Raw genomic sequence first — 23,069 nt, 5'->3', positions numbered from 1 at the left:
GACGTCCGGGGCGCCGCGCTCAGCCCCGATCGCCGCCGTCTGTTCGCTGAGGGCGAAACCTGTTCGCCGCTCCGTCGCCCCGGCCGGGACGCACCAGCCGCCGCACCAGCGCGACCAGGTCCGCCGGGTCGAAGGGCTTGCCGAGGTAGCCGTCCACCCCGACCGACTCCCCCAGATCGAGGTCGGCGGGCGTGCACGCGCTCACTATCGCGATCGGCAGCCGCCTGGTCCCGGGCGCCGCCCGCAGCCGGGCCGCCGTCCGCAGGCCGTCCAGCCGCGGCATCATCACGTCCAGCGTCACCAGGTCGGGCTTCACCAGGCGGACCACCTCCAGGCACTCGGCACCGTCGGCGGCGGTCACCACCTCGAAGCCCTCAAGCTCCAGGTTGACCCTGATCAGCTGGCGGATCACCTCGCTGTCGTCCACCACGAGGACCCGCCCGGACACTCCCGACACCTCACCGAGGGTATCGGCGCCCCCGCCGCCCCGTCCGGCCTTTGCCGACTTCCGCCCCGCCGCCGGGCCGTGCCGCCCGTCACGCCGCGCCCCGCGGGGCCGGCCGCGGGGCGGCCCGCACGGCCCGGCGGACCACCCGGAAACCCGTGCACGGAGCACGCCCGGAGCCTGGTAGTGTTCTCCACGTCGAAGCGAACGCGACGACAACACCGAGCAAGCCCCCGTAGCTCAGGGGATAGAGCACCGCCCTCCGGAGGCGGGTGCGTAGGTTCGAATCCTACCGGGGGCACTTCGCAGGAAGTGCCGAAGAGGCCCAGGCCAGTGGCGATTTGCCACCGGACTGGGCCTGTTTCGTTCTCCGGACTCCCCCGCCTCCTCCCCCGTGCCCGCGCTCCGGCCCTCCCGCCCGGCGCCCCGTCAGGACGCGGCGGCGACCGCGTCGGCGTAGAGCTCGGCGATGGTGTGGTCGAACAGGGCGCTGTAGGAGGTGTCCGGGGTGTCGCCGCCCTCCTGGTGGCCGCCGACGACGCCGACGACGCGGCCGGTGGCGGTGGAGATCCAGGGCCCGCCGCTGGTGCCGCCCGGGTAGCCGGGGCAGTCGATGACGCGCTGGCGGGCGCTCTGCCGGCCGGTGGCGTTGGTGCACAGCAGGGGCTGCTCGGTGCCGGCGGGGTAGCCGTAGAGGCGGACGGCGGTGCCGAACGGCTCGTCGGTGCCGAGGGTGTTGCCGCCGACCACGTCCTCGATCCGGCGGCCCTCGCCGTCGGCGGCGGTCTCCAGGATCGCGAAGTCCTCGTCCTGGTCGCCCTCCCGGGACCAGCCCTCGGTGGTGTGCACGGCGGTGACCCGCCAGGTGCCGTACGGGGCGAGGCCGTCGCGGTAGCCGGGGACGAAGGTGACGCCGGCCGGGTCGTCGAGGCAGTGCGCGGCGGTGAGCAGCAGGTTGCCGGCGGGGCTGTGCAGCACGCCGGCGGTGCAGAAGTGGTGGCCGGCGCCGACCGCGCCGCTGAACAGGGCGCCGACGGTGGCCGCTTCGGGGGTGGCCGGGGCGACGGCGGTGGTGCCCGGAGGGCCGTCGGCCCGGGCGGAGGCGGAGGCGGCCCCGGAGGCGGCCCCGGAGGCGGACGGGGACGCGGCGGCGGCGGCGGTGGTGGCGGGGCCGACGACGGCGGTGGCCGCGGGCTCCGGAGCGGCCGGAACGGCCGGGGCCGCCGCGGGGCTCTGCGCGGGGGCGGTCGCGGGAGCCGTCCCCGGGGAGGCGACGGCCGTGGCGCGGGGGGTCATGCTGTGGCTGCCGACGACGACCGCCGCCACGGTGAGCGCGGAGAGGGTCGTGGTGACCAGGGTCGGGCCCAGCAGACGGCGTCGTCGGGTGCGGCGGCGGTGCTGGCCCATGCCTGATCGGCTCCTGCCCTGGTCGGCGGCGGTGCGGGGACGGTTCCGACTATGGCGTTCGGAGCTGGGAGGGCCGTGATGCGCGGCTGGGAACGGCATGAGAATTCAGCCGGTCGCCCCCGCCCCGGACGTCACGGGGGCGGGGGCGGCCCGGCGGCGCCCGTCAGGTGGCCCGCTGCCGCTGGTGGGCGGGCGCCTCCTGCGGCGCGGGCGCCGGGGCGCCGGCCCCCTGCGCCCCGGACCCAGCGGCGCCCGCCTCCGCCGGCCCCGCCTGGGCGGCTCCGCCGACGGCCCCGGTGGCCTCCGCCGGCCCCGGCCGGTGGTCGATCATCACGAAGGCGACCAGCGCGGCCAGCAGCAGGATGCCCATGGCCACCCAGGTGGCCACCACGTATCCGTGCACCGCGCCCTGGGCCTGGACGGCGGGATCGCCCGCCCCGGCGGCCCGGGCGGCCAGCCAGGTCGCGGTGGCGCTCGCCGCGATGGTGTTGAGCAGCGCCGTGCCGAAGGAGCCGCCGACCTGCTGCGCCGAGTTGATGGTGGCCGAGGCGGCGCCGGCCTCGTTCGGCGCGACGCCGAGGGTGGCCAGGCTCATCGACGGCATGAAGATCAGGCCCATGCCGAAGCCGAGCAGCAGCTCGGCGGGCAGCACCATGCCGGCCCAGGGGCTGTCCACCTTCATCTGGGTCAGCCAGGCCATGCCGGCGGCGGCCAGCAGCAGCCCGGGCCCGATGAGGTTGCGGGACGGCACGCGGGTCATCAGCCGGGCCGCGAAGCCGGTCGAGCTGATGACGATGGCCGCGGTCATCGGCAGGAAGGAGACCCCGGACATGACCGGCGAGAAGTGCTTGATGACCTGGAGGTAGTAGGTCAGGAACAGGAACAGGCCGAACATGCCGATCATCGCCAGGCCGACCGAGAGCGCGCCGCCGCCCCGGTTCCGCTCGGCGACGATGTGCAGCGGCAGCAGCGCGTGCGGGGTGCGCTTCTCGACCAGGACGAACACCGCGAGCAGCAGCACGCCGAGCCCCAGCGAACCCAGCACCAGCCAGTCGACCCAGCCCCGGGTGACCGCCTCGGACATGCCGAACACGATGGCGAGCAGACCGCCGCAGCCGAGCAGCGCGCCCGGCAGGTCGAGTCTGGTCCTGGTGCCCTTGGCGATGTGGTCGCGGGTCAGCACGGAGAACGCCGCGAAGGCGGTCACCACCGCGATCGGGGTGTTCACGAACAGGCACCAGCGCCAGTTCAGGTACTCGGTGAGCAGGCCGCCGAGGAGCAGGCCGATCGCGGCGCCGCCGCCGGCGATCGCGCCGAAGATGCCGAAGGCGGTGCTCCGCTCCTTCGGGTCGGAGAAGGTCGTGGAGAGCAGACCCAGCGCGGAGGGGGCGAGCAGCGCGCCGAAGGCGCCCTGGAGGGCGCGGGCGGCGAAGAGCATGGTCGGACCGCCGGCGGCGCCGCCGAGCGCCGAGGCGAGGGCGAAGCCGAGCAGGCCGACCGTGAAGACGCGTTTGCGGCCGAAGAGGTCGCCCAGGCGGCCGCCCAGCAGCAGGAGTCCGCCGAAGGCCAGCGTGTAGGCGGTGATCACCCACTGCCGGTCGGCGTCGGATATCCCCAGGTCCTTCTGGGCCGACGGGAGGGCGATGTTCACGATGGTGATGTCGAGGACGATCATCAGCTGGGCGATGGCGATGACCGCCAGGGCCCACCAGCGACGGGGGTCCGCCGTTCCGTGAGCGGTGGCGGCTTGGGCTTGGACAGACACTGGGGGCGCCTTTCCGGAAGGGTGCGGAGAGGTCACGCAGTCGCCTTCAAGCCAAACGCGCGGTACCGCGAATGGCAAGGAAAAAGCTCGCCAAATCGGTTGAAATGGGACCAAAGAACCAGGACGGCCGGGACCGGGGCCCGAGGCCCCGGGACCACGTCCCCGGAACCCCGGGCCGCCCGGCCCGGCCTCCGCGCTACAGGGCCGACAGCTCCGCGACCAGGTCGTCCAGGCCCAGTGAGCCCTGCGACAGCGCCGCCATGTGCCAGGCCTTGAGGTCGAAGACCCGGCCCCGCGCCTCGTGCGCGGCCCGGGCCGCGGCCCGCCCGCGCAGCCAGGCCCGCTCGCCCAGCTTGTAGCCGATCGCCTGGCCGGGCAGGCCCAGGTAACGGACCAGCTCGCTGTCCAGGAAGTCGGCGGAGAGCCCGCAGTAGAGGCCGAAGAACTCGCGCGCGGCCTCCGGCGAGACCGGCGCGCCCGGGCGGTACGGCGAGTCGGCCGGGAACTCCAGGCCGGCGTGCATGCCGATGTCGACGATCACCCGCAGCGCCCGCATCATCTGGGCGTTGAGGTAGCCGAGCCGGTGGCCCGGGTCGGTGAGGTAGCCGAGCTCGTCCATCAGGCGCTCGGCGTACAGCGCCCAGCCCTCCAGGTTGGCGCTGACCCCGCCGAGGCTCACCTGGTAGGTGGAGAGCCGGTCGGCGACGTAGTTCCACTGCGCGAGCTGCAGGTGGTGGCCGGGGACGCCCTCGTGGTACCAGGTCGAGACGAGGTCCCACTCCGGGAACCGCTCGCGGCCCAGGGTGGGCAGCCAGGTCCGGCCCGGGCGGGTGAAGTCCAGCGAGGGGGCGGTGTAGTACGGCGCGGCGGCGCTGCCGGCCGGGGCGATCCGCGACTCGACCCGGGTGATCGGCTCGGCCAGGTCGAAGTGGACGCCCTGGAGGTCGGCGATCGCGCCGTCCATCAGGCCCTGGAGGAACTCACGGGCGGCCTCGGCGCCGGTGCGCGCGGGACCGTCGGTCTCCAGCCACTTCATCGCCTCCATCGGGTCGGCGCCGGGCAGCACCTTCCCGGCCTCGGTGCGCATCTGCGCGAGCAGGTCGTGGAACTCCTGCCAGGCCCAGGTGTAGGCCTCGTCGAGGTCGAGGTCGGCACCGGTCCAGTAGCGCACCCAGCGGGCGTAGCGCTCGCGGCCGACCGGGTCGGGGGTGCCGGCGGCGGCCGGGCCGTAGACGTCGCGCAACCAGTCCCGGAGTCCGGCCAGCGCGTCGGCGGCGGCCACCGCGTGACCGGCCAGCTCGGCGCGCACCGCCTCGGGGGCCTCCCGGACCAGCTCGCCGAACCAGCCGCCCGGGGTGTCCCCGGTCAGCCACTCGCCGAGCTGACCGGTCACCGTGGTGACCTGGCGCGGGCCGGAGAGCAGGCCGCGCCCGATGCCCTCGGCGAGGGTCTCGCGGTAACCGGCGAGCGCCTGCGGCACCCGGGCGAGGCGGCGGCCGAGGATCCGCCACTGCTCCTCGGTGTCGGTGGGCATGAGGGTGAAGACGTCGCGGACGTTGTGCAACGGGGAGCCCAGGTTGTGGACGGCCCGGTAACGCTCGCCCGCGTCGTGGACGGCGAGTTCGGCGGTGAGCCGCTCGCGCAGCAGGCGGGCGCAGCGCCGCTCGGCCTCGTCCCGGGCGGTGCCGGCCGCCTCGGCCGCGTCCAGCGCGGCCTCGGCCGAGTCGAGCCGGGCCAGCGTGGCGCGGCCGAGCTCCGCGATCGCCCCGGCGCCGGCCGGGGAGAGGTCGGGGAGCCGGTCGTCCTCGGGGTTCAGACCCAGGTACACCGCGGTCAGCGGGTCGAGTTCGGCGAGGTCCCGTACATAGGCGTCGGCGACACTGCGGGGTGTGGTGCCGTCGGAGCTGATCAGTTCAACCATCCGGACATCATTGCGTGGCCCGCGCCGTTTGCAAGCCCCTATCCGATGGCATGGACCGGCCAATCAGCGGGCGGCCGGCCCCGGTCGGCCGCCCGGGCGCCGGACCCGCCGGCGGCGCAGCGCACGGCCCGGGTCCCAGCGCGGCCGTCCGTGTGCGAAGTGGAAGAAGGAGAGGCCGATCAGCGCGGCGCTGAAGTGCCCGAGGTCCGTGAAGGTGTGCGAGAACACCAGCGGAACCAGGTAGAACACCACCACCCCGCCGCCGTAGAGCCACCGCCAGCCGCCGGCGAACCGGTGGGTGAGCACCGCCGCCACCCCGGCCAGGGCGTAGGAGACCCCGACGTCCACCGTCTCGGCCATGCTCCGGTGCAGCACGCCGCGGACGATCCCCCAGGCCACCACGCCCTCGCTCACCAGGGTCGCCAGCACGTGCGCGGTCGCGGCCACGACGAACCACCGCGCGGTGCCGAGCCAGCGCTCGGCGTTCGCGTGGAACAGCGTGAACAGCACCGCGTACAGCGGCCAGCTCGACGTCCCGGTCCACAGCGCGCTCGCCACCAGGGCGTGCACCGGGCGCGAGCGCAGCTGCTCCAGATTGGTCGAGCGGGCGGCCAGGAACCAGTCGAGGGTGCGCGGGTCCATCCGGGCCACCAGGAAGCTGGTGACCGCCAGGACCAGCAGCCACAGGTAGGTCCCGGGTGCCGAGCGGATCCACGCCCACAGCGCGCGCGGCGCCCCGCGCAGCCGGCGCGCCCGGGGCGGCCGGTCCAGCGTCTGCGCCATCCGGCGGGCCTCCTCGGTGCGGCGGCGTGGTGCGTCCCATCCTCGGGCGGGGCCCCGCGGGCCGCCTCCGGGGCGGGTCGCCCGGGGGTCGCGCGGCCCCGGGACGGGCGCAAACGCCCGTTCGGAAGATCGGTGCAGACCCGGCACCGATCCGGCCGGGGGCCACTACGCTGACCGCCATGGAAGCCAGCTCAGTGCCCGTCCCGCCCGCCCCGGAACCGGCCCGGCCGCGGCGCGCCGGGTACCGGCGGCTGCCGGTGCAGCAACGGCGCGAGCAGCTGATCGCGGTGGCCCTGGAGCTGTTCGCGCACCGGCCGCCCGAGGAGGTCGGGCTGGACGACGTGGCGGAGGCCGCCGGGGCCTCCCGGCCGCTGGTGTACCGCTACTTCGCCGGCGGCAAGCAGCAGCTGTACGAGGCGGCGCTGCGCAGCGCCGCCGAGGAGCTCACCGGCCGCTTCACGGTGCCGGCCGCCGGGACCCCGACCCAGCAGCTGTCCGCCGTGCTGGAGCGGTACTTCTCCTTCGTGGCCGAGCACGACGCCGGGTACTCGGCGCTGCTGCGCGGCGGCTCGGTGGTGGAGACGGCCCGCACCTCGGCGATCGTGGACGACGTCCGGCGGGCGGCACTGCGGCGCACGCTGGGCCACCTCGGGGTGCGGCAGGCCGGGCCGCGGCTGACGCTGCTGGTGCGCTCGTGGATCGCGGTGGTCGAGGGGGCCTCGCTGAGCTGGCTCGACGAGGGCCGGACGCTGCCGGTGGACGAGCTGCGCGAGTGGCTGGTGGACCAGTTCGTGGCGATGGCGGCGGCGACGGCGCTGCACGACCGGCAGACCGCCGGGGTGCTGGCCCTGTTCCTGGCGCTGGAGGGCGCCGACTCGCCGCGTACGGCGCGGCTGCGGGCCGTCCTGGCGGCGGCGCCGCCGCCGGAACCGGCCGACGGGTAGCGGACGGGCGGCCGACGGACGCAGGGGGCCGCGGGCCGGAGCAGTCAGCCCCGGGCGAACACCGTCACGCCCCGGGCGAACAGGCGCGTGACCGGCCGCCGGGCGGCGCAGGATCCGGTCATGGAGATCACCCGGATACGCCCCGAACTGACCGCCGTCACCCTGGCCTTCGGCACCGCCTACCTCTGGCGCGACGACGACGGCACGCTCACCCTCGTCGACACCGGCATCGCCGGGCAGGCCGACGCGATCGAGGAGGCGATCCGCGCCGTCGGCGCCGACCCGGCCGCGCTGCGCTCCGTCGTGCTCACCCACCACCACGAGGACCACGCCGGCTCGGCCGCCGAGATCGCCCGCCGGCTGGACGCCGAGGTGACCGCCCACCGGCTGGAGGCCCCGGTGGTGCGCGGCGAGCGGGAGCCGGCGCCGTTCGTGCTGAGCCCCTTCGAGGAGGAGCTGCGCGCCGCCCTGCCGCCGCTGCCGCCCGCCCCGCCCTGCCGGGTCGACCGCGAGGTGACGGACGGCGAGGTGCTCGGCTTCGGCGGCGGCGCGGTGGTGGTGCACGTGCCCGGCCACACCGACGGCTCGATCGCCCTGCACCTGCCGGCGGCGGGCGTGCTGTTCACCGGCGACCTCGCCGCCAACGTCGGGCACCGGACCACGCCCGGCGTGTTCAACACCGATCCGGCGCTGGCCCTAAAGTCCTTCCGGCGGCTGGCCGCGCTGGAGGCCGGCACCGTGCTGTTCGGGCACGGCGAGCCGATCGCCGAGGGCGGCTCAGCCGCCCTGCGCCGGGCCGTCGAGCAGCTCGGCGAGGAGTAGCGGGCGGTCCGGTTCGGGCCCGGCCCCGGCGTTCCCGCGCTCCCAGCGCTCCAGGTCGCGCCCGACGTCCTCGCGGGCCCGCGGGTGGCCGTCCAGCGCGGGCAGCAGCTCGCGCAGCAGTGCCACGGCCGCCCCGGGCCGGCCCGAGCGGGCCAGCCAGAGGGCCAGGTCGTGGCAGGTGCGCAGGGTCCGCGGGTCGGTCGGACCGAAGGCCCGGGCGAACTGCGGGATCAGCGCGACCAGCTGCTCGACGGCCCGCTCGGGCGAGCCGGCCGCGCCGCGCCGCCAGGCGTCGTCGGCCTTCTGCCGCAGCGCCTCCGGGTCGGGCCCCGTCCTGAGGTCGCGCCGCAGCCGGCGGCGGACCTCGGCGGCGTCGGCGGGCCGGTCGTCCGGCTCCTTGGCGAGCATCTGCAGGATCAGCCGGTCCAGCGCCGGGTCGGGGGTGCCCGGGGCCTGCGGCTGTTCGTTGAGGTGCGCGAACATCATGCTGTAGGGCGAGTCCGCGGTGAACGGGCGCCGGCCGGTGCACAGCTGGTAGAGCACCACGCCGAGCGCGTAGAGGTCGGCCCGGCCGTCGATGGCCGCCCCGGACCAGCACTCGGGCGCCAGGTAGGCCGGGGTGCCGACGACCACCCCGGTGGAGGTGAGTTCGCCGGCGCCCTGGGTGAGCAGCCGGGCGATGCCGAAGTCCAGCACCTTGGCCTCGCCGCTCTCGCTGATCATGATGTTCTCGGGCTTGATGTCCCGGTGCACCACGCCGTTGCGGTGCGCGGCGTCCAGCGCCTTGCAGACCTGCCGGACCCACCGCAGGGCGACGGACAGCTCCGGGGTCCCCCGATCGCGCAGCAGCGCGGCGAGGGAGGTGCCCCGGACCAGCTCCATCACCAGGTAGTGGGTCCAGCGGGAGCCGTCCATCACCCGCCCGTAGTCGAACAGCGTGACGATGTGCGGGTGGGAGAGGGCGCCGGCGGTCCTGGCCTCGCGGATGAACCGTCCGACCGCCTCCTCGTCACCGGCCTTCTCGTCGGAGAGCACCTTGAGCGCGACCCGGCGCCCGATGGTGTCGTCGTGGGCGGCCCAGACCACGCCGAACCCGCCCTGGCCCAACTGCCGCTCCAGCCGGTAGCGGCCGCCCACGACGTCGCCCGCCTTCATGCGCCTTCCCCCAAGTCCGCCGGATCCGAGCACCGTTCATGCCGACCGGGTCAGGTTAGCGGCGGGTGGCGGCGTTCGGGTGAACGCCCCCGGTCCCGGGCGGCCCGGGGGCGCGGCTCAGGTCTTGGGCAGACCGACCGGGTTGATCTCGGAGCTCTGCACGGCCTCCGCGTCCAGCCCCCAGCGCTTCAGGACCTGGGCGTAGGTGCCGTTCCTGATCACCTCGTTGATCGCCCCGTTCAGCGCCGGGACCAGGCCGGCGCCCTTCTTCGTGGTGGCCGCGATCTTGCCGAGCACCTCGGCGCCGCCGCCCGAGTAGGTGCCGATCACCTCGGTCTCGCCGGTCTGCACGGCGTGGAAGGCGAGTACCGGGTTGGGGCCGACGTAGATGTCGATCCGGCCGGAGGAGAGCGCCAGGTAGTAGTCCGAGGACGACTGGAAGTACTTGATGTCGGCCGGCTTCAGACCGTTCCTGACGTTCTCCTCGTTCCAGGCGACGATCAGCTTCTCCTGGTTGGTGCCGGAGGAGACGGCGACGGTCCTCCCCGCGATGTCCTTGGCTCCGGTGACCTTCCAGCCGGTGCCCTTCTTGGCCTCGAAACCGAGGATGTCCAGGCGGTAGGTGGCGAAGTCGTACTTCTCCTTGCGGGCCTCGGTCACGGTGATGTTGGAGATGCCGACGTCGTACTTGCCGCTGTCCAGGCCGACGAAGATGTTCTCCCAGGACACCGGGTTGAACTCGACCTTGAGGCCGAGCACGTTGGCGATCAGGGAGGCGAGGTCCGGCTCCACGCCGATGATCGTCTTGTCGTCGTTGGCGTAGAAGTCCAGCGGCGGTGTGGTGCCGAGCGAGTCGACCACCGTGAGTGTGCCGCGCTTTCTGATCTCCTCCGGCACGAGTGCCGCGATGGCGTCCACCTTGGGCGTGGTCACCCGGTTCTGCTCGGGCGTCAGGTTCACCGTGGCGCCGTTCGGCGCGGTGCTGCCCTTGGCGGGGGCCAGCTCCGCCGCGGCGTCGGAGGATCCTCCGCAGGAGGCCAGGGTGAGGACGGCGGCGAGCGCGGCGGCGGCGGTCACGAGGGCGCGACGGGGTAGGGACATGGCGGGACTCCTGCCGGTGGGAGGGGGTTCGGTGGGTCAGAGGACCTTGGCCAGGAAGGCCTTGGTCCGCTCGTGCTGCGGCGCGTCGAGGACCGCCTGCGGCGTGCCCTGCTCGACGACGGCGCCGCCGTCCATGAAGACCACGGTGTCGGCGACCTCGCGGGCGAAGCCGATCTCGTGGGTGACCACGATCATCGTGGTGCCGGCCCGGGCGAGGTCCTTGACGACGTCGAGCACCTCGCCGACCAGCTCCGGGTCGAGCGCCGAGGTCGGCTCGTCGAACAGCAGCACCTTCGGGTCCAGCGCCAGCGCCCGGGCGATCGCCACCCGCTGCTGCTGGCCGCCGGACAGCTGGCGCGGGTAGACGTCCGCCTTCTCGGCCAGCCCCACCCGCTCCAGCAGCTCCAGGGCGCGGGCCCGGGCCTCGGCCTTCGGCCGGCCCAGCGCGCTGACCGGCGCCTCGACCAGGTTCTCCAGCACGGTCAGGTGCGGGAAGAGGTTGAAGTTCTGGAAGACGAAGCCGATGTTGGTCCGCTGCCGCAGGACCTCGCGCTCCCTGAGTTCGTGCAGCCGGTCCCCGGCGCGGCGGTAGCCGATCAGCTCGCCGTCGATCGCGACGAAGCCCCGGTCGACCTTCTCCAGGTGGTTGATCGAGCGCAGCAGGGTCGACTTGCCGGACCCGGACGGACCGAGCACCACGGTCACCGAGCCGGCCGGCACGTCGAGGTCGACGCCGCGCAGCACCGCGTTCGTGCCGAAGCTCTTCCACAGGCCGCGGACCTGCACCATGGGCGGCTGCGGGGCGGTGCCGCCCTCGACGGCGGGTTCCTTGGCGAGGGTGGTCACGAGCGTCCTCCGGGAGCGGTGGCGGGGGCGGTGCGGGAGCGCGGGCCGCGGACGAGGGCGCGGGCCCGCTGGAACGGGGTGGGCGGCGGTGTGCGGTCGGCGCCGCGGGCGAAGTAGCGCTCCACGTAGTACTGGCCGATCGACAGCACCGTGGTGAGCAGCACGTACCAGACGGTGGCGACCATCAGCAGCGGCACCACCCGGCCGGTGCGGCCGTAGACCACCTGCACCTGGTAGAAGAGCTCGCCGATGGCCATCACGTAGACCACCGAGGTGCCCTTGAACAGCGAGATCACCTCGTTGGCGGCGGCCGGCAGGATGCCCCGCATGGCCTGCGGCAGGATGATCCGCCAGGCCTGGCGGAAGCGCGGCACGCCGAGCGCGGTGGCGGCCTCGCGCTGGCCGGGGTCCACGGCGATGACGCCGCCGCGGATGATCTCGGCGGCGAACGCGGCCTGGTGCAGCCCGAGGCCGAGCACGGCCGCACCGAGCGCGCCCAGCACGCCGACCGTCTCGAAGTCGCCGAAGGTCGGCCCGAACGGGATGCCGATGCCGAACCGCTTGTAGAGGTAGGAGAGGTTGAACCAGAAGACCAGCTGGACGATCAGCGGGATCGAGCGGAACACCCAGACGTAGGCCCAGGCGACGGTCTGCAGGATCCTGCTGCGGGAGAGCCGCAGCGCGGCCACCGCGGCGCCGAGCACGAAGCCCAGCACGGTGCCGTAGACGGTGAGCTCGACGGTCCGGCCGACCGACCGCAGGATGGTGTCGGCCGAGAAGAAGATCCGGAAGGTGGCCCAGTCCCAGCCGGGGTTGGTGGCCAGGCCGTGGGCGAACTGGGCGAGGACGACGAGGGTGACGAGGCCGGCCGCCCAGCGCCAGGGGTGCCGGGCGGGGACGGTGCGCAGCCCGGCCAGTTCGCCGAGGTCGAGCGGCGCGGACGGGCCGGCGGCGCCGGGTCTGCCGCCGGGTTTCACGAGGGCTTCGGTGGTGGTGACGGTGCTCATGGGGGACTCCTCCCAAGGGGCCCTGGACAGGGGGTCACTTGTGCTCGGGCGGGCTGATCTGGGACTCCTTGACGGCCGAGTCGGTCACCCCCCACTTCTTGAGGATCCGCTCGTACGTCCCGTTCTTGATCAGTTCGTTGACGGCCGCCTGGAAGGCCGGGGTGAGCGGGGAGCCCTTCTTGAACGCGAAGCCGACGTCGAGGCGGTGGAACTCACCGAGGAACCTGATGCCCGAGGCCTCCTGGGACGCCTGGTAGCGCAGGCCGTTGATGGTGGACATGGTGATGTCCACGCGGCCGTTCTGGAGGCTGGTGAGCGTGGAGCCGTTGTCGCTGAACGCCTTGACCTCGAAGGGCTGCTTGCCGGCGTCGGTGCAGACGCTCTTCTTCGCGTTGAGCGTCGTCTCGAAGGTGGTGCCGGCGCCGGTGCCGACGGTCAGCCCGCAGAGCTGGACGAGGTCGGTGACCGGCTGGATCGAGGTGTTGTCCTTCTTGACCGCGAAGCCCTGGCCGTCGTCGATGTAGGTGACGAAGTCGATCGTCTTCAGCCGGGTCTCGGTGACGCCGAAGTTGCCGGTGCCGACGTCGTACTTGCCGCTGCCGAGCGCGGGCAGGATGGTCTCGAAGGACGCCTCCTCGCGCTGCACGGTCAGCCCGAGCAGCCTGGCCACCGCGTCGGTGAAGTCGATGTCGATGCCGGCGGCCTTCTTGGTGGCCTGGTCCGCGTAGAAGGCGGACGGCGGGGCGCCGATCGAGGCGCCGAACCTGACGGTGCCGGCCGAGCGGATGTCGGCGGGCAGCAGCGCGGCGGCGGTGTCCGACTTCTTGAGGCCGGAGACGAGGTCCTCCGCGGCGGCGGAGACGGCCTGCTGTCCGGGAGCCGTCCCGGACGCCGTCTTCGGGTCCGAGCCGCACGCGGCCAGCGCCAGGACCGGCAGCAGGGCGGTGGCCGCGAGCAGGCGGCGGCGGACGGTGGTGGTTCTCACGGGTGGGGTGCCTTTCCGTGGTGCTTCGGTCGTGGAACGGGCGCCGGGGCGCCGGGCGCGGGCGGGTGCGGGCCGGGCCGCCGGGGCGGGTGCCCGGGGCGGGTGCCCGGGGCGGGTGCCCGGGCCGGACGCTCAGGCCAGGCGCTTCTCGAACGGCAGCGGGCCGATGGTCAGCGGGTCGGCGGCGACGTCGAACAGCGGGGTGTAGCCGTTGACCAGGTAGAGCCCCCTGGCCTCGGGCTGGCGCGGACCGGTGGTGAGGTAGATCCGGTCGTAGCCGACCGCGGCGGCGGCCCGCTCCAGTTCGGCCAGCACCCGGGTGGCCAGGCCCCGGCGGCGGTGCGCCGAGTGCGTCCACATCCGCTTCACCTCGGCCGTCCGCTCGTCGTAGCGCTTGTAGGCGCCGCCGGCCACCGGCTCGCCGTCCTCCAGCAGGAGCAGCAGGACGCCGTGCGGCTCGGTCCAGCTCTCCACCGGGTAGCGGGTCATCTCCTCGTGCGCGCCGGGCCCGTAGCGGCGGACGTACTCCTCGGTGAGTTCGCGCACCAGCGGCTCGGCGAGCGGGTCGTCGATGCGCACCCGGCGCACCTCGAAGACCGGGGCCGCCGCGGCGCCCGCGCCGTGGGCACCGCCGGTAGCGCTCACGCCTGCACCGCGATCAGCTGGTGCCGGTCCCGCTCCGCCCGGGCCGAACGGTCGGCCTCGGCGGCCGCCCTGGCCGCGTCCCGCTTGGCGACCTCCTCGCGGACGATCGGGATGACGTGGCGGCCGAAGTCGATCGCGTCGTCCACCAGGTGGTAGCCGCGCGCGGAGAGGATGTCCACGCCCAGGTCGTAGTAGTCCAGCAGCGCCTGGGCGACCGTCTCCGGGGTGCCGACCAGCGCGTTGGAGTTCCCGGCCCCGCCGGTGGCCGCGGCGGTCGGCGTCCACAGCGCCCGGTCGTAGCGCTCGCCCGCCTCGGCGATCTCCACCAGGCGCTGGGAGCCCGTGTTCTCGGGCCGGGCGTCGGCCGGACGGCCCCGGCGGAGCGGCTCACCGCCCTCCCGGCGGGCCCGGATCGCCTCCACCGTCCGGTGCGCCTTCTCCCAGGCCAGCTCCTCGGTCGGCGCGATGATCGGCCGGAAGGCCACCTGGATCCGCGGCACGTCGCTGCGCCCGGCGGCCCGGGCCGCCTCCTTCACCCGCCCGATCTGCTCGGCGGTGCGGGCCAGCGGCTCCCCCCAGAGGCAGTAGACGTCCGCCTCGGCGCCGCCGGCCGCGTACGCGGCCTCCGAGGATCCGCCGAAGGAGACGCCCGGCCGGGGCTCCTGCACGGGGAAGACGTCGGAGACGAAGTCGTTGAAGCGGTAGTGCGCGCCCTCGTGGTCGAACGGCTCCCGGCTGGTCCACGCCTTCTTGACGATCCCGATGTACTCACGGGTGCGGGCGTACCGCTCGTCCTTGGTGAGGAAGTCGCCCTCGCGCTGCTGCTCGTGGTCGCTGCCGCCGGTGATGAAGTGGACGGTGAGCCGGCCCTCGCTGATCCGGTCCAGGGTGGCGAAGGTCTTGGCGGCGAAGGTCGGGTACGAGACGTTCGGGCGGTGGGCGAGCAGGAGCTGCAGGCTGTCGAGGCGGGAGGCGATGAACGCGGCGGCGGGCGCGGGGTCGGGGGCGCCGGAGCCGTAGGCGAACAGCACGCGGTCCCAGCCGTGGTCCTCGTGGGCGCGGGCCAGCCGCAGGGTGTACTCGCGGTCGAAGGCGGCGGTGGTGCGCGCGCTGGTCTCCGTACCGTCGGCGGTGGCGGCTATGCCGAGGAATTCGACGGGCATGGTGGTGGAACCTTTCGGGTCGTGCGCGGTCCGGTGGGCTGCGGGTGGGCAGACCGGAGACGGCCCTGGCGAGGTGCGGCCGGGCCCTGGTGCGGAGGTACGTGGTGCGGAGGAACGTGGTGGCCGGCGGTGCGGCGCCGGGTGACGCGGTGCGGGAGGGCGACGGCGGGCACGTGACGGCCCGCGGGTGGGCGGAGGAACTGCCGGAGCGCAGCGGTGCGGGAAGGAGGGGGGCGGCGGCAGCGCGCTGATGACGAACCGTCAGGAAGCGACGGCTCTCCCGGCCCGGGACGGGGCACCGAGGGAGGTCCCTCCGGAGGAGGGCGGGGCCGGAAGGACGGCCCGCTGCCGGGTCAGCCGCGACACGCCGCGGACCACACCCGACCGAAGTCGATGTGGTCGCGGGTGACCAGTGGCTGCTCGGCGTACATGGGCTCAAGTTGAACAGCGAACCGAGCACGGCGTCAACCACCCTCCATTACCGCTCTGTTGCGATCTCCTGTCGCCCCGCGACACGTCCGCCCGCCCCGGCCGCCCGGCCGCGCCGCACCCTTGACACCGGCCGATCGCTCACGCGTACGATCGAAAGCGGAGTGCAGTGCATCGCCGGCCGTGTTGAGGGACGCGGACCGGCCGCCACGGCCGTACGTGACCACGCCGTACCCCGCCCGGCGCGCCCACCCGCGCGCGACCCCGCACTCCCGCCTGGAGCCTCCGCATGGCCACCCCGCCGGACGTCCTGCCCACGCCCGCCCTCGCCAAGACCTCCGCCGCCCCGCCCGCGACCGCCCCCCGGGACGGCGCGGCACCCGCCGGCACGACCCCCGACGCCACGACCGCCACCGCCCGGATCGTCCCGCGCCGCCGCCCCGGCCAGTGGGTGTCCGCCGCCGTCGCCCTGCTGCTCTTCGCGATGGTCGTCAACTCGGTGGCCCGCAACCGGGCGTTCCAGTGGGACGTGGTCGCCGACTGGTTCACCGCCGCCTCCGTCATGAACGGCCTCACCCTGACCCTCTGGCTGACCGCCGTCACCCTGGGCCTCGGTTTCGTGCTCGGCACCGTGCTCGCCACCATGCGGCTCTCCTCCAACCCGGTGCTGCGCACGCTCAGCTGGGTCTACATCTGGATCTTCCGTTCCACCCCGGCCCTGGTGCAGCTGCTGCTCTTCTTCAACATCGGCGCGCTCTACCCGACCCTCGGCCTGGGCATCCCCTTCGGCCCGGAGTTCCTCACCGTCCGCACGGTCAACCTGTTCGGCCCGACCCTCACCGCCGTCGTCGGCCTGACCCTGCTGGAGGCCGCCTACGCCGCCGAGGTGGTCCGCGGCGGCATCCTCTCCGTCGACCGCGGCCAGCTGGAGGCGGCCTCCTCGCTCGGCATCGGCCGGTGGCGGGTGCTGCGCCGGATCGTCGTCCCGCAGGCGATGCGCTCGATCGTGCCGACCGCCGGCAACATGCTGATCGGCGCGCTCAAGGGGACCAGCATCATCAGCGTGCTGGCCGTCTCCGACCTGCTCTACTCCGTCCAGCTGGTCTACCTGCAGTCCTACCAGGTCATCCCGATGCTGATGGTCGCCACCATCTGGTACATCGTGATCACCACGGTGCTGTCCGTCGGGCAGTACTACGTCGAGCGGCACTACGCGAAGGGCGCCACCCGGGAGGGACTGCCGCCCACCCCGCTGCAGAAGGCCCGCGCCGCGTACCGGCGGCTGCGCACCGCCGCCGACGCCCCGCCCGACGGTCCCGGCACCGCGGCCGGCCTCCCCGCCGACGCCCCGGCCCGGGGAGCGGCCCGATGAGCGCCACCCTGGTGATCGTCGGCGCCGGACCGCGCGGCACCGGCGTGCTGGAACGGATCGCTGCCAACGCGCCCGCCCTGCTGCCCGCCGACCGGCCGCTGCACATCCACCTCGTCGACCCGCACCCGCCGGGCGGCGGCCGGATCTGGCGCCACGAGCAGTCCCCGCTGCTGCGGATGAACTCGATGGCCGAGGACGTCACCATGTTCACCGACGAGCGCTCCACCATCGACGGCCCGGTCCGCCCCGGCCCCTCGCTCGCCGAATGGGCCTCCGCCGTCGAGGGGTTCGCTCCCTACAGGGAGGTCGCCGACCCGGACGTGCGGGCCGAGCTGAGCACCCTCGCGCCCACCGACTTCCCCACCCGGCGGGCCCAGAGCGCCTATCTGGACTGGGTGTTCCGGCGCGCCGTCGCCGACCTGCCGCCGCACGTCACGGTCACCGTCCACCGGGACACCGCGCACCGGGTCGAGGGCCCCGCCGACGGCCCGCAGCGCGTCCACCTCACCGACCGGGTGCTCACCGCCGACCACGTCGTGCTCACCCTCGGCCACCTCGACTCCGCCCCCGACCCCCGGTACGCCGCCGACGCCGAGTTCGCCGCCCGGCACGGCCGCGTCCACCTGCCGCCCGCCTACTCCGCCGACTCCGCCGCCGACCTCGACCGCATCGCCCCCGGCGAGCACACCGTGCTGCGCGGCTTCGGGCTCGCCTTCGTCGACGTGGTCGCGCTGCTCACCGAGGGCCGCGGCGGACGCTTCGAGCCGGACGGCGCGGGCGGCCTGGTCTACCGGCCGTCCGGGCGCGAACCCGTCGTCCACGTCGGCTCCCGGCGCGGCGTCCCGTACCACTCCAAGACCGACTACCGGCTGCAGGGCCCCCGCGCGCCGCTGCCGCGTTACTTCGACGCCGCCGCCGTGGACGCCCTGCTCGACCGGCCCGGCCCCCTCGAACTGCGCCGCGACGCCTGGCCGCTGATGGCCAAGGACATCGGGTTCGGCCACTACCACGAGCTGTTCCATGCCCACCCGGAACGCACCGCCCTGCCCTGGGCGGAGTTCCTGGCCGGCTACGACGCGCACGGCTGGGACACCCCCGCGCTGCGCGACCTGGTCGACCGGGCCGTCCCCGACCCCGCCGACCGGCTCGACCTGGACCGCCTGGACTTCCCGCTCGCCGGCCTCGAACTCGGCTCCGCCGAGGCGCTCCAGCGGCACCTGCGCGACTACATCACCGGGGACGCCGACCGCCGCGCCGACGCCGCCCACAGCGCCGACCTCGGCGCCTTCCTCGCCCTGCTCTCGCTCTTCGTCCAGCTGCCCCGGCTGCTCGGCTCCGGCCGGCTCACCGCCCGGTCGGTGGCCGAGGAGGTCGACGAGTGGTTCTTCGGCTACTTCAGCTACCTGGCCTCCGGCCCGCCCGGCTTCCGGCTGCGCCAGCTGCTCGCGCTCTCCGAGGCCGGGGTGGTCCGCTTCCTGGGTGCGGGCATCCGGGTCGAGCGGGACGCCGCCACCGGTACCTGGCGGGCCTCCGGCGCCACCGTCCCCGGCCACACCGTCACCGCCACCGCCCTGGTCGAGGCCTACCTGCCGAAGCACGTGCTGGCCCGCACCCGGGACCCGCTGCTGCGCGACCTGCACCGCACCGGGCGGATCGTCGAGGAGGTGGTCACCGACCCCGAGTACACCCACCACTCGGGCCTGCTCACCATCCGCCCCGGGGACAGCCGCGTCCTCGACCCGGCCGTCGCCCCGGACCTCGACGGCGGGACGCACCCGCGCCGCACCGCGCTCGGCCCGCACACCAGCCTCCGCGCGGCCGCCGCCTTCGCCCGCCCGCGCACCGACTCCCCCGGCTTCCGCCAGAACGACGCGGCCGCCCGGGCCCTGCTCCGGGCGCTCGCCCGGACGGAGGAGGCGGTCCCGGTCTGACCCCCCGGCCCCCCTCGGCCGGGGGCCGCACGGCGGGCAGCGGGGGCGGCCTCCGCCGTCCGGGCCGCGGACGCCCGACGGCCCGGCGGTCAGGCGGCCCGGCGGTCAGGCGGCCCGGCGGTCAGGCGGTCAGGCGGTCAGGCCGGGTACAGCTCGGCCACCAGGTCCTCCGGGGTCACGCACCACGGCGCCCGGAGGACCCGCTCGGCGAAGCCGTCGAACCCGGTCGCGGTCCCCAGTGCGGCGAGGCAGGTGTCCGCCTCGGCCGGTGAGGCGAACCGGCCGTCCCGCAGCCGGCGGACCAGCTCCAGCACCTCCCCGCGGCCGGCCGCGGGAGGCCGGCCGCGGCCCTCGCCGAGGGCCGCCCGGTAGGCGTCGAGCCGCCCCCGCGCCTCGGCCACCCCGGCCGGCGGGACCCCCGGGACGGCCTCCGCCCCGGCCACCAGCTGCGTCTGCATCCGCACCGCCGTCACCACGTACCCGCTCTCGGCGACGCACCACACCAGTTGGTGGCGCGCCGCCAGGACGTCCGGGTCGTCCGGCCCCAGGGCCCGCGCCAGGTCGTCCACCACCGCCGTCAGCAGCCGGATGCCGAGATCGAGGTCACCGGTGCGGCCGACGTACCAGGCGAAGTCCCGCCAGACGCCCAGGGTGTCGCGGTCGGCCGGGCCGAACAGCTCGGCGCTGGTCCGGCCGACGGCCTGGAGCAGGCGCGCGGCGTCCGCCGGATCGGGTGCCAGGTACGCGTTCAGACGCCCCCTGCGCAGCTCCTCGCGGACCGGGTCGGGGCCCGGCGGGGGCGTGGGGGCGAGCGGCGGGCCGGGCGGGCGCGGCCGGCCCGGGGCCGCCCGGGCCGCGGCGAAGGCCGGGTGGACGGGCAGCACCGTCCCCGGGCCGCCCGGGGCGACCTCGACCGCCCAGTACACCACCGCCTGCGCGACGCCGTGCGAGCCCGGCCCCGGCAGCGGCCCCGGCCCCGGTACCTGCACCGGTTCCGGCGGTGGCACCGGCCCCGGCGGTCCGGCCGGTGCCACCGGCGCCCGCTCCGCCGCCCCCGGGGACCGCTCCCCCTCGTCGAGCACCCGGGCCAGCTCCGCCAGCCGCCGCTCCACCGCCCGGGCGTCTGCCGGCCGGCCCGCCGGGTCCTTCGCCAGCAGCTCCGCGACCAGCCCCGCCAGCTCCCCCGGCAGCCCGAACCGCGCCGGATCCAGCGCCGGCGGCGGCTCGTTGAGGTGCTGGTACATCAGCACCGGCGACGAGTCCCCGCCGAACGGCCTTACCCCGGTGCAGAGTTCGACCAGCACGCAGCCGAGCGCGTAGAGGTCCGCCCGGCCGTCCACCCGGCCGCCCGTCCAGCGTTCCGGTGCCATGTACGCCGGGCTCCCGATGAGCGTCCCGGTGGTGGTCAGCCCGCCCGCCCCGGTGTCCAGCTGCGCGATGCCGAAGTCCAGCACCTTCGCCGCACCGGCCTCGGTGACCATGATGTTCTCGGGCTTGATGTCGCGGTGCACCATCCCCGCGTCGTGCGCGGCGGCCAGCGCCGAGCAGATCTGCCGGACCCAGCGCAGGCTCTGCGCCGGGTCCGGCGGGCCGTCCCTGAGCACCGCCGTCAGGGTGCGGCCGACGAGCAGCTCCATCACCAGGTACGTCACCCGGCGCCCGGCCAGCTCGCCCTCGCCGAGGTCGTGCACGGTGACGATGTGCGGGTGCGAGAGGTTCCCGGCCGCACAGGCCTCCCGGACGAACCGGAGCGCGGCCTTCTGCTGGTCCTCGCCGTGGTGGTTGATGACCTTGACCGCCACCGGACGCCGCATCCGGGTGTCGAAGGCCCGCCACACCACACCGAAGCCGCCCTGGCCCAGCCGCTCGATCAGCTGGTAGCGCCCGTCGAGCACGTCGCCCGCCATCACCCGCCCCACCCCCCGCCCTCTCGAAGCAATCGAACCCTATCCACGCCGTCCAACGCGCTCCCCCTCCCGTTCCTCCCGCCTCCTCGCCTTCGCCCCTGCCGCGGCCGGCCCCCCGGGTGCGAGGATGACAGCAGGCCCCGCGACGGCGCGGGGGCCGCCGCACGCCCAGCCGAGGAGCGCAGTCATGGCCAAGCAGGCCCCGCAGAGCGACCCGGCGCAGGACGCCCCCCGGGTGTCCGCGCCCCAGCACGCGGCCGCCGGGCTGACCGCCGTCGGCCACAGCCTGCGGATGGCCACCGAGCAGATGGGCGCCCGCCGCACCCTCAGCACCCTGCTCAAGGTCAACCAGCCCGACGGCTTCGACTGCCCCGGCTGCGCCTGGCCCGAGCCCGGGAAGACCCACACCGCGGAGTTCTGCGAGAACGGTGCCAAGGCCGTCGCCGAGGAGGCCACCGAGCGCCGGATCCACGCCGAGTTCTTCGCCGCCCACCCGGTCGCCGAGCTGGCCGGGCGCTCCGGCTACTGGCTCGGCCAGCAGGGCCGGCTCACCCGGCCGATGCTCCTCGACGAGGGCGCCACCCACTACACGCCGGTCTCCTGGGACGACGCCTTCGCGCTGATCGCCGAGGAGCTGAAGGCGCTGGACTCCCCGGACGGCGCGGCGTTCTACACCTCGGGCCGGACCAGCAACGAGGCCGCCTTCGCCTACCAGCTGTTCGCCCGCCGGCTCGGCACCAACAACCTCCCGGACTGCTCCAACATGTGCCACGAGTCCTCCGGCTCGGCGCTCACCGAGACGCTCGGCGTCGGCAAGGGCAGCGTCGGTCTCAAGGACCTCTACCAGGCCGATCTGATCATCGTCGCGGGTCAGAACCCGGGCACCAACCACCCCCGGATGCTCTCCGCCCTGGAGCGCGCCAAGCGCGCCGGCGCGACGATCGTCAGCGTCAACCCGCTGCCCGAGGCCGGGCTGGAGCGGTTCAAGAACCCGCAGCAGGCGCGCGGCCTGGTGGGCCACGGCACCAGACTGACCGACCTCTTCCTGCAGATCCGGCTCGGCGGCGACCTCGCCCTGTTCCGCGCCCTCAACCAGCTGATCGTCGAGAAGGACGCCGTCGACCACGCCTTCGTCGACGAGCACTGCCACGGCTACGAGGAGTTCGCCGCCACCGGACTGCCGTGGGCCCAGATCGAGGAGCTGGCCCGCCTGGTCCTGGCCTCCCGCAAGGTCATCGTCTGCTGGGCCATGGGCCTCACCCAGCACAAGCACGCCGTACCGACCATCCGCGAGGTGGTCAACTTCCTGCTGCTGCGCGGCAACGTGGGCCGCCCGGGCGCGGGCGTCTGCCCGGTACGCGGGCACAGCAACGTCCAGGGCGACCGCACCATGGGCATCTTCGAACGGCCGTCCACCGCCTTCCTGGACGCCCTCGGCCGCGAGTTCTCCTTCGAGCCGCCGCGCGAGCACGGCCTCGACTCCGTCGACACCATCCGGGCCATGCGCGACGGCCGGATCGGCGTGTTCTTCGCGATGGGCGGCAACTTCGTCGCCGCCACCCCGGACACCGCGGTCACCGAGGCGGCGATGCGCCGCTGCCGGCTCACCGTGCACGTCTCCACCAAGCTCAACCGCTCGCACGTGGTCACCGGCGCCCGCGCCCTGATCCTCCCGACCCTCGGCCGCACCGACCGGGACGTCACCGCGCACGGCGCCCAGTTCGTCAGCGTCGAGGACTCCATGGGCCAGGTGCACTCCTCGCGCGGCGGCCTTCGCCCGCCGGCCCCGGGGCTGCTCTCCGAGACCGCCATCGTCTGCCGCCTCGCCCGCGCCGTCCTCGGCCCCCGGGACACCGTGCCGTGGGAGGACTTCGCCGCCGACTACGACACCCTGCGCGACCGGATCGCCCGGGTCGTCCCCGGCTTCGAGCACTACAACGACAAGGTGCGCCGCCCCGGCGGCTTCACCCTCCCGCACGGCCCGCGCGACTCCCGCACCTTCCCCACCGCGACCGGGAAGGCCAACTTCACCGTCAACCCGCTCACCGCCCCCGAGGTGCCGGAGGGGCGCCTGCTGCTCCAGACGCTGCGCTCCCACGACCAGTACAACACCACGATCTACGGCCTCGACGACCGCTACCGCGGTATCAGGGGCGGGCGCCGCGTCGTCCTGGTCGACCCCGCCGACGCCGCCGGGCTGGGGCTCTCGGACGGCCAGTACGTCGACCTCGTCAGCGAGTGGAAGGACGGCGTGGAACGCCGGGCCCCCCACTTCCGCGTCGTCCTCTACCCGGTGGCCCGGGGCGGCGCCGCCGCGTACTACCCCGAGACCAACGTCCTGGTCCCGCTGGACTCCACCGCCGACATCAGCAACACGCCGACGTCCAAGGCCGTCGTCATCCGCTTCGAGCCCGACAGCGGCACCGGTGCCTGACCGGGCG

The 23,069-nt window shown here is 74.7% G+C and carries 18 protein-coding genes and 1 tRNA gene; 6 read left to right on the top strand and 13 right to left on the bottom strand.

The window, feature by feature from the left end; translation table 11 throughout:
• Nucleotides 1–19: 19 nt before the first annotated feature.
• Complete coding sequence (locus ACFCX4_RS06195; protein WP_376139302.1) at nt 20–457, bottom strand: response regulator; 438 nt, start codon at nt 455–457, stop codon at nt 20–22.
• 217 nt (nt 458–674) lie between these two features.
• Here ACFCX4_RS06195 and ACFCX4_RS06190 point away from each other — a divergent pair.
• Nucleotides 675–746, top strand: a tRNA-Arg gene (locus tag ACFCX4_RS06190).
• 128 nt (nt 747–874) lie between these two features.
• Here ACFCX4_RS06190 and ACFCX4_RS06185 read toward each other — a convergent pair.
• The 4 genes from ACFCX4_RS06185 to ACFCX4_RS06170 form a co-directional block, all read right to left on the bottom strand.
• Complete coding sequence (locus ACFCX4_RS06185; protein WP_376139300.1) at nt 875–1,852, bottom strand: trypsin-like serine peptidase; 978 nt, start codon at nt 1,850–1,852, stop codon at nt 875–877.
• Between the two features lie 163 nt (nt 1,853–2,015).
• The gene (locus ACFCX4_RS06180; protein WP_376139313.1) at nt 2,016–3,527 is read right to left on the bottom strand and encodes an MFS transporter; all 1,512 of its coding nucleotides are present in this window, start codon (nt 3,525–3,527) and stop codon (nt 2,016–2,018) included.
• A gap of 286 nt (nt 3,528–3,813) precedes the next feature.
• Nucleotides 3,814–5,538 carry a DUF885 domain-containing protein gene (locus ACFCX4_RS06175; RefSeq protein ID WP_376139299.1) on the bottom strand — a complete coding sequence of 575 codons (1,725 nt, stop codon included), beginning with the start codon at nt 5,536–5,538 and terminating at the stop codon, nt 3,814–3,816.
• Between the two features lie 63 nt (nt 5,539–5,601).
• Nucleotides 5,602–6,321 (bottom strand): rhomboid-like protein, encoded by a 720-nt coding sequence (locus ACFCX4_RS06170; RefSeq protein ID WP_376139298.1) that lies wholly within the window; start codon nt 6,319–6,321, stop codon nt 5,602–5,604.
• Nucleotides 6,322–6,500: 179 nt separating this feature from the next.
• Here ACFCX4_RS06170 and ACFCX4_RS06165 point away from each other — a divergent pair, with 179 nt between their 5' ends.
• Nucleotides 6,501–7,265, top strand: a complete 765-nt coding sequence (locus ACFCX4_RS06165; protein WP_376139296.1) for a TetR/AcrR family transcriptional regulator — start codon at nt 6,501–6,503, stop codon at nt 7,263–7,265.
• Between the two features lie 120 nt (nt 7,266–7,385).
• Nucleotides 7,386–8,087: an MBL fold metallo-hydrolase gene (locus tag ACFCX4_RS06160; RefSeq protein ID WP_376139294.1), complete on the top strand. Its 702-nt coding sequence runs from the start codon at nt 7,386–7,388 to the stop codon at nt 8,085–8,087.
• Here ACFCX4_RS06160 and ACFCX4_RS06155 read toward each other — a convergent pair.
• The 7 genes from ACFCX4_RS06155 to ACFCX4_RS06125 all read right to left on the bottom strand — a co-directional run bounded on the left by ACFCX4_RS06155 (nt 8,043) and on the right by ACFCX4_RS06125 (nt 14,989).
• Nucleotides 8,043–9,242 (bottom strand): serine/threonine-protein kinase, encoded by a 1,200-nt coding sequence (locus ACFCX4_RS06155; RefSeq protein WP_376139292.1) that lies wholly within the window; start codon nt 9,240–9,242, stop codon nt 8,043–8,045. The two genes, ACFCX4_RS06160 and ACFCX4_RS06155, sit on opposite strands and share 45 nt — an antisense overlap.
• Before the next feature lie 117 nt (nt 9,243–9,359).
• Entirely contained in the window at nt 9,360–10,343 is a 984-nt protein-coding gene (locus ACFCX4_RS06150; protein ID WP_376139290.1) for an ABC transporter substrate-binding protein, read from the bottom strand.
• Between the two features lie 36 nt (nt 10,344–10,379).
• Nucleotides 10,380–11,132 (bottom strand): amino acid ABC transporter ATP-binding protein, encoded by a 753-nt coding sequence (locus ACFCX4_RS06145; RefSeq protein ID WP_376139312.1) that lies wholly within the window; start codon nt 11,130–11,132, stop codon nt 10,380–10,382.
• A gap of 53 nt (nt 11,133–11,185) precedes the next feature.
• Nucleotides 11,186–12,196 carry an amino acid ABC transporter permease gene (locus tag ACFCX4_RS06140; RefSeq protein ID WP_376139289.1) on the bottom strand — a complete coding sequence of 337 codons (1,011 nt, stop codon included), beginning with the start codon at nt 12,194–12,196 and terminating at the stop codon, nt 11,186–11,188.
• Between the two features lie 34 nt (nt 12,197–12,230).
• Nucleotides 12,231–13,181, bottom strand: a complete 951-nt coding sequence (locus tag ACFCX4_RS06135; RefSeq protein ID WP_376139288.1) for an ABC transporter substrate-binding protein — start codon at nt 13,179–13,181, stop codon at nt 12,231–12,233.
• 132 nt (nt 13,182–13,313) lie between these two features.
• Nucleotides 13,314–13,826 carry a GNAT family N-acetyltransferase gene (locus ACFCX4_RS06130; RefSeq protein ID WP_376139286.1) on the bottom strand — a complete coding sequence of 171 codons (513 nt, stop codon included), beginning with the start codon at nt 13,824–13,826 and terminating at the stop codon, nt 13,314–13,316.
• A complete protein-coding gene (locus tag ACFCX4_RS06125) occupies nt 13,823–14,989 on the bottom strand; it encodes an LLM class flavin-dependent oxidoreductase (protein ID WP_376139284.1) in 1,167 nt (388 codons plus the stop codon). The genes ACFCX4_RS06130 and ACFCX4_RS06125 overlap by 4 nt, the downstream gene beginning before the upstream one ends.
• A 718-nt stretch (nt 14,990–15,707) precedes the next feature.
• On the opposite strand from ACFCX4_RS06125, the gene ACFCX4_RS06120 reads away from it, so the two are divergent.
• The gene (locus ACFCX4_RS06120) at nt 15,708–16,790 is read left to right on the top strand and encodes an amino acid ABC transporter permease (RefSeq protein ID WP_376139283.1); all 1,083 of its coding nucleotides are present in this window, start codon (nt 15,708–15,710) and stop codon (nt 16,788–16,790) included.
• Nucleotides 16,787–18,721, top strand: coding sequence for an FAD/NAD(P)-binding protein (locus ACFCX4_RS06115; protein ID WP_376139281.1), 1,935 nt, complete (start codon nt 16,787–16,789; stop codon nt 18,719–18,721). The genes ACFCX4_RS06120 and ACFCX4_RS06115 overlap by 4 nt, the downstream gene beginning before the upstream one ends.
• A gap of 137 nt (nt 18,722–18,858) precedes the next feature.
• Here the strand turns inward: ACFCX4_RS06115 and ACFCX4_RS06110 are convergent, their stop codons facing one another.
• The gene (locus ACFCX4_RS06110) at nt 18,859–20,628 is read right to left on the bottom strand and encodes a protein kinase (protein WP_376139280.1); all 1,770 of its coding nucleotides are present in this window, start codon (nt 20,626–20,628) and stop codon (nt 18,859–18,861) included.
• 187 nt (nt 20,629–20,815) lie between these two features.
• Between ACFCX4_RS06110 and ACFCX4_RS06105 the strand changes: the two genes are divergently transcribed.
• Complete coding sequence (locus tag ACFCX4_RS06105; RefSeq protein ID WP_376139279.1) at nt 20,816–23,062, top strand: FdhF/YdeP family oxidoreductase; 2,247 nt, start codon at nt 20,816–20,818, stop codon at nt 23,060–23,062.
• The last annotated feature ends 7 nt before the right edge of the window (nt 23,063–23,069 follow it).

It is taken from the genome of Kitasatospora sp. NPDC056327, from assembly GCF_042261735.1.
GTDB lineage: Bacteria > Actinomycetota > Actinomycetes > Streptomycetales > Streptomycetaceae > Kitasatospora.
Note: the sequence above shows the minus strand (reverse complement) of the source record. Positions and strands in the feature narration are given on the sequence as shown.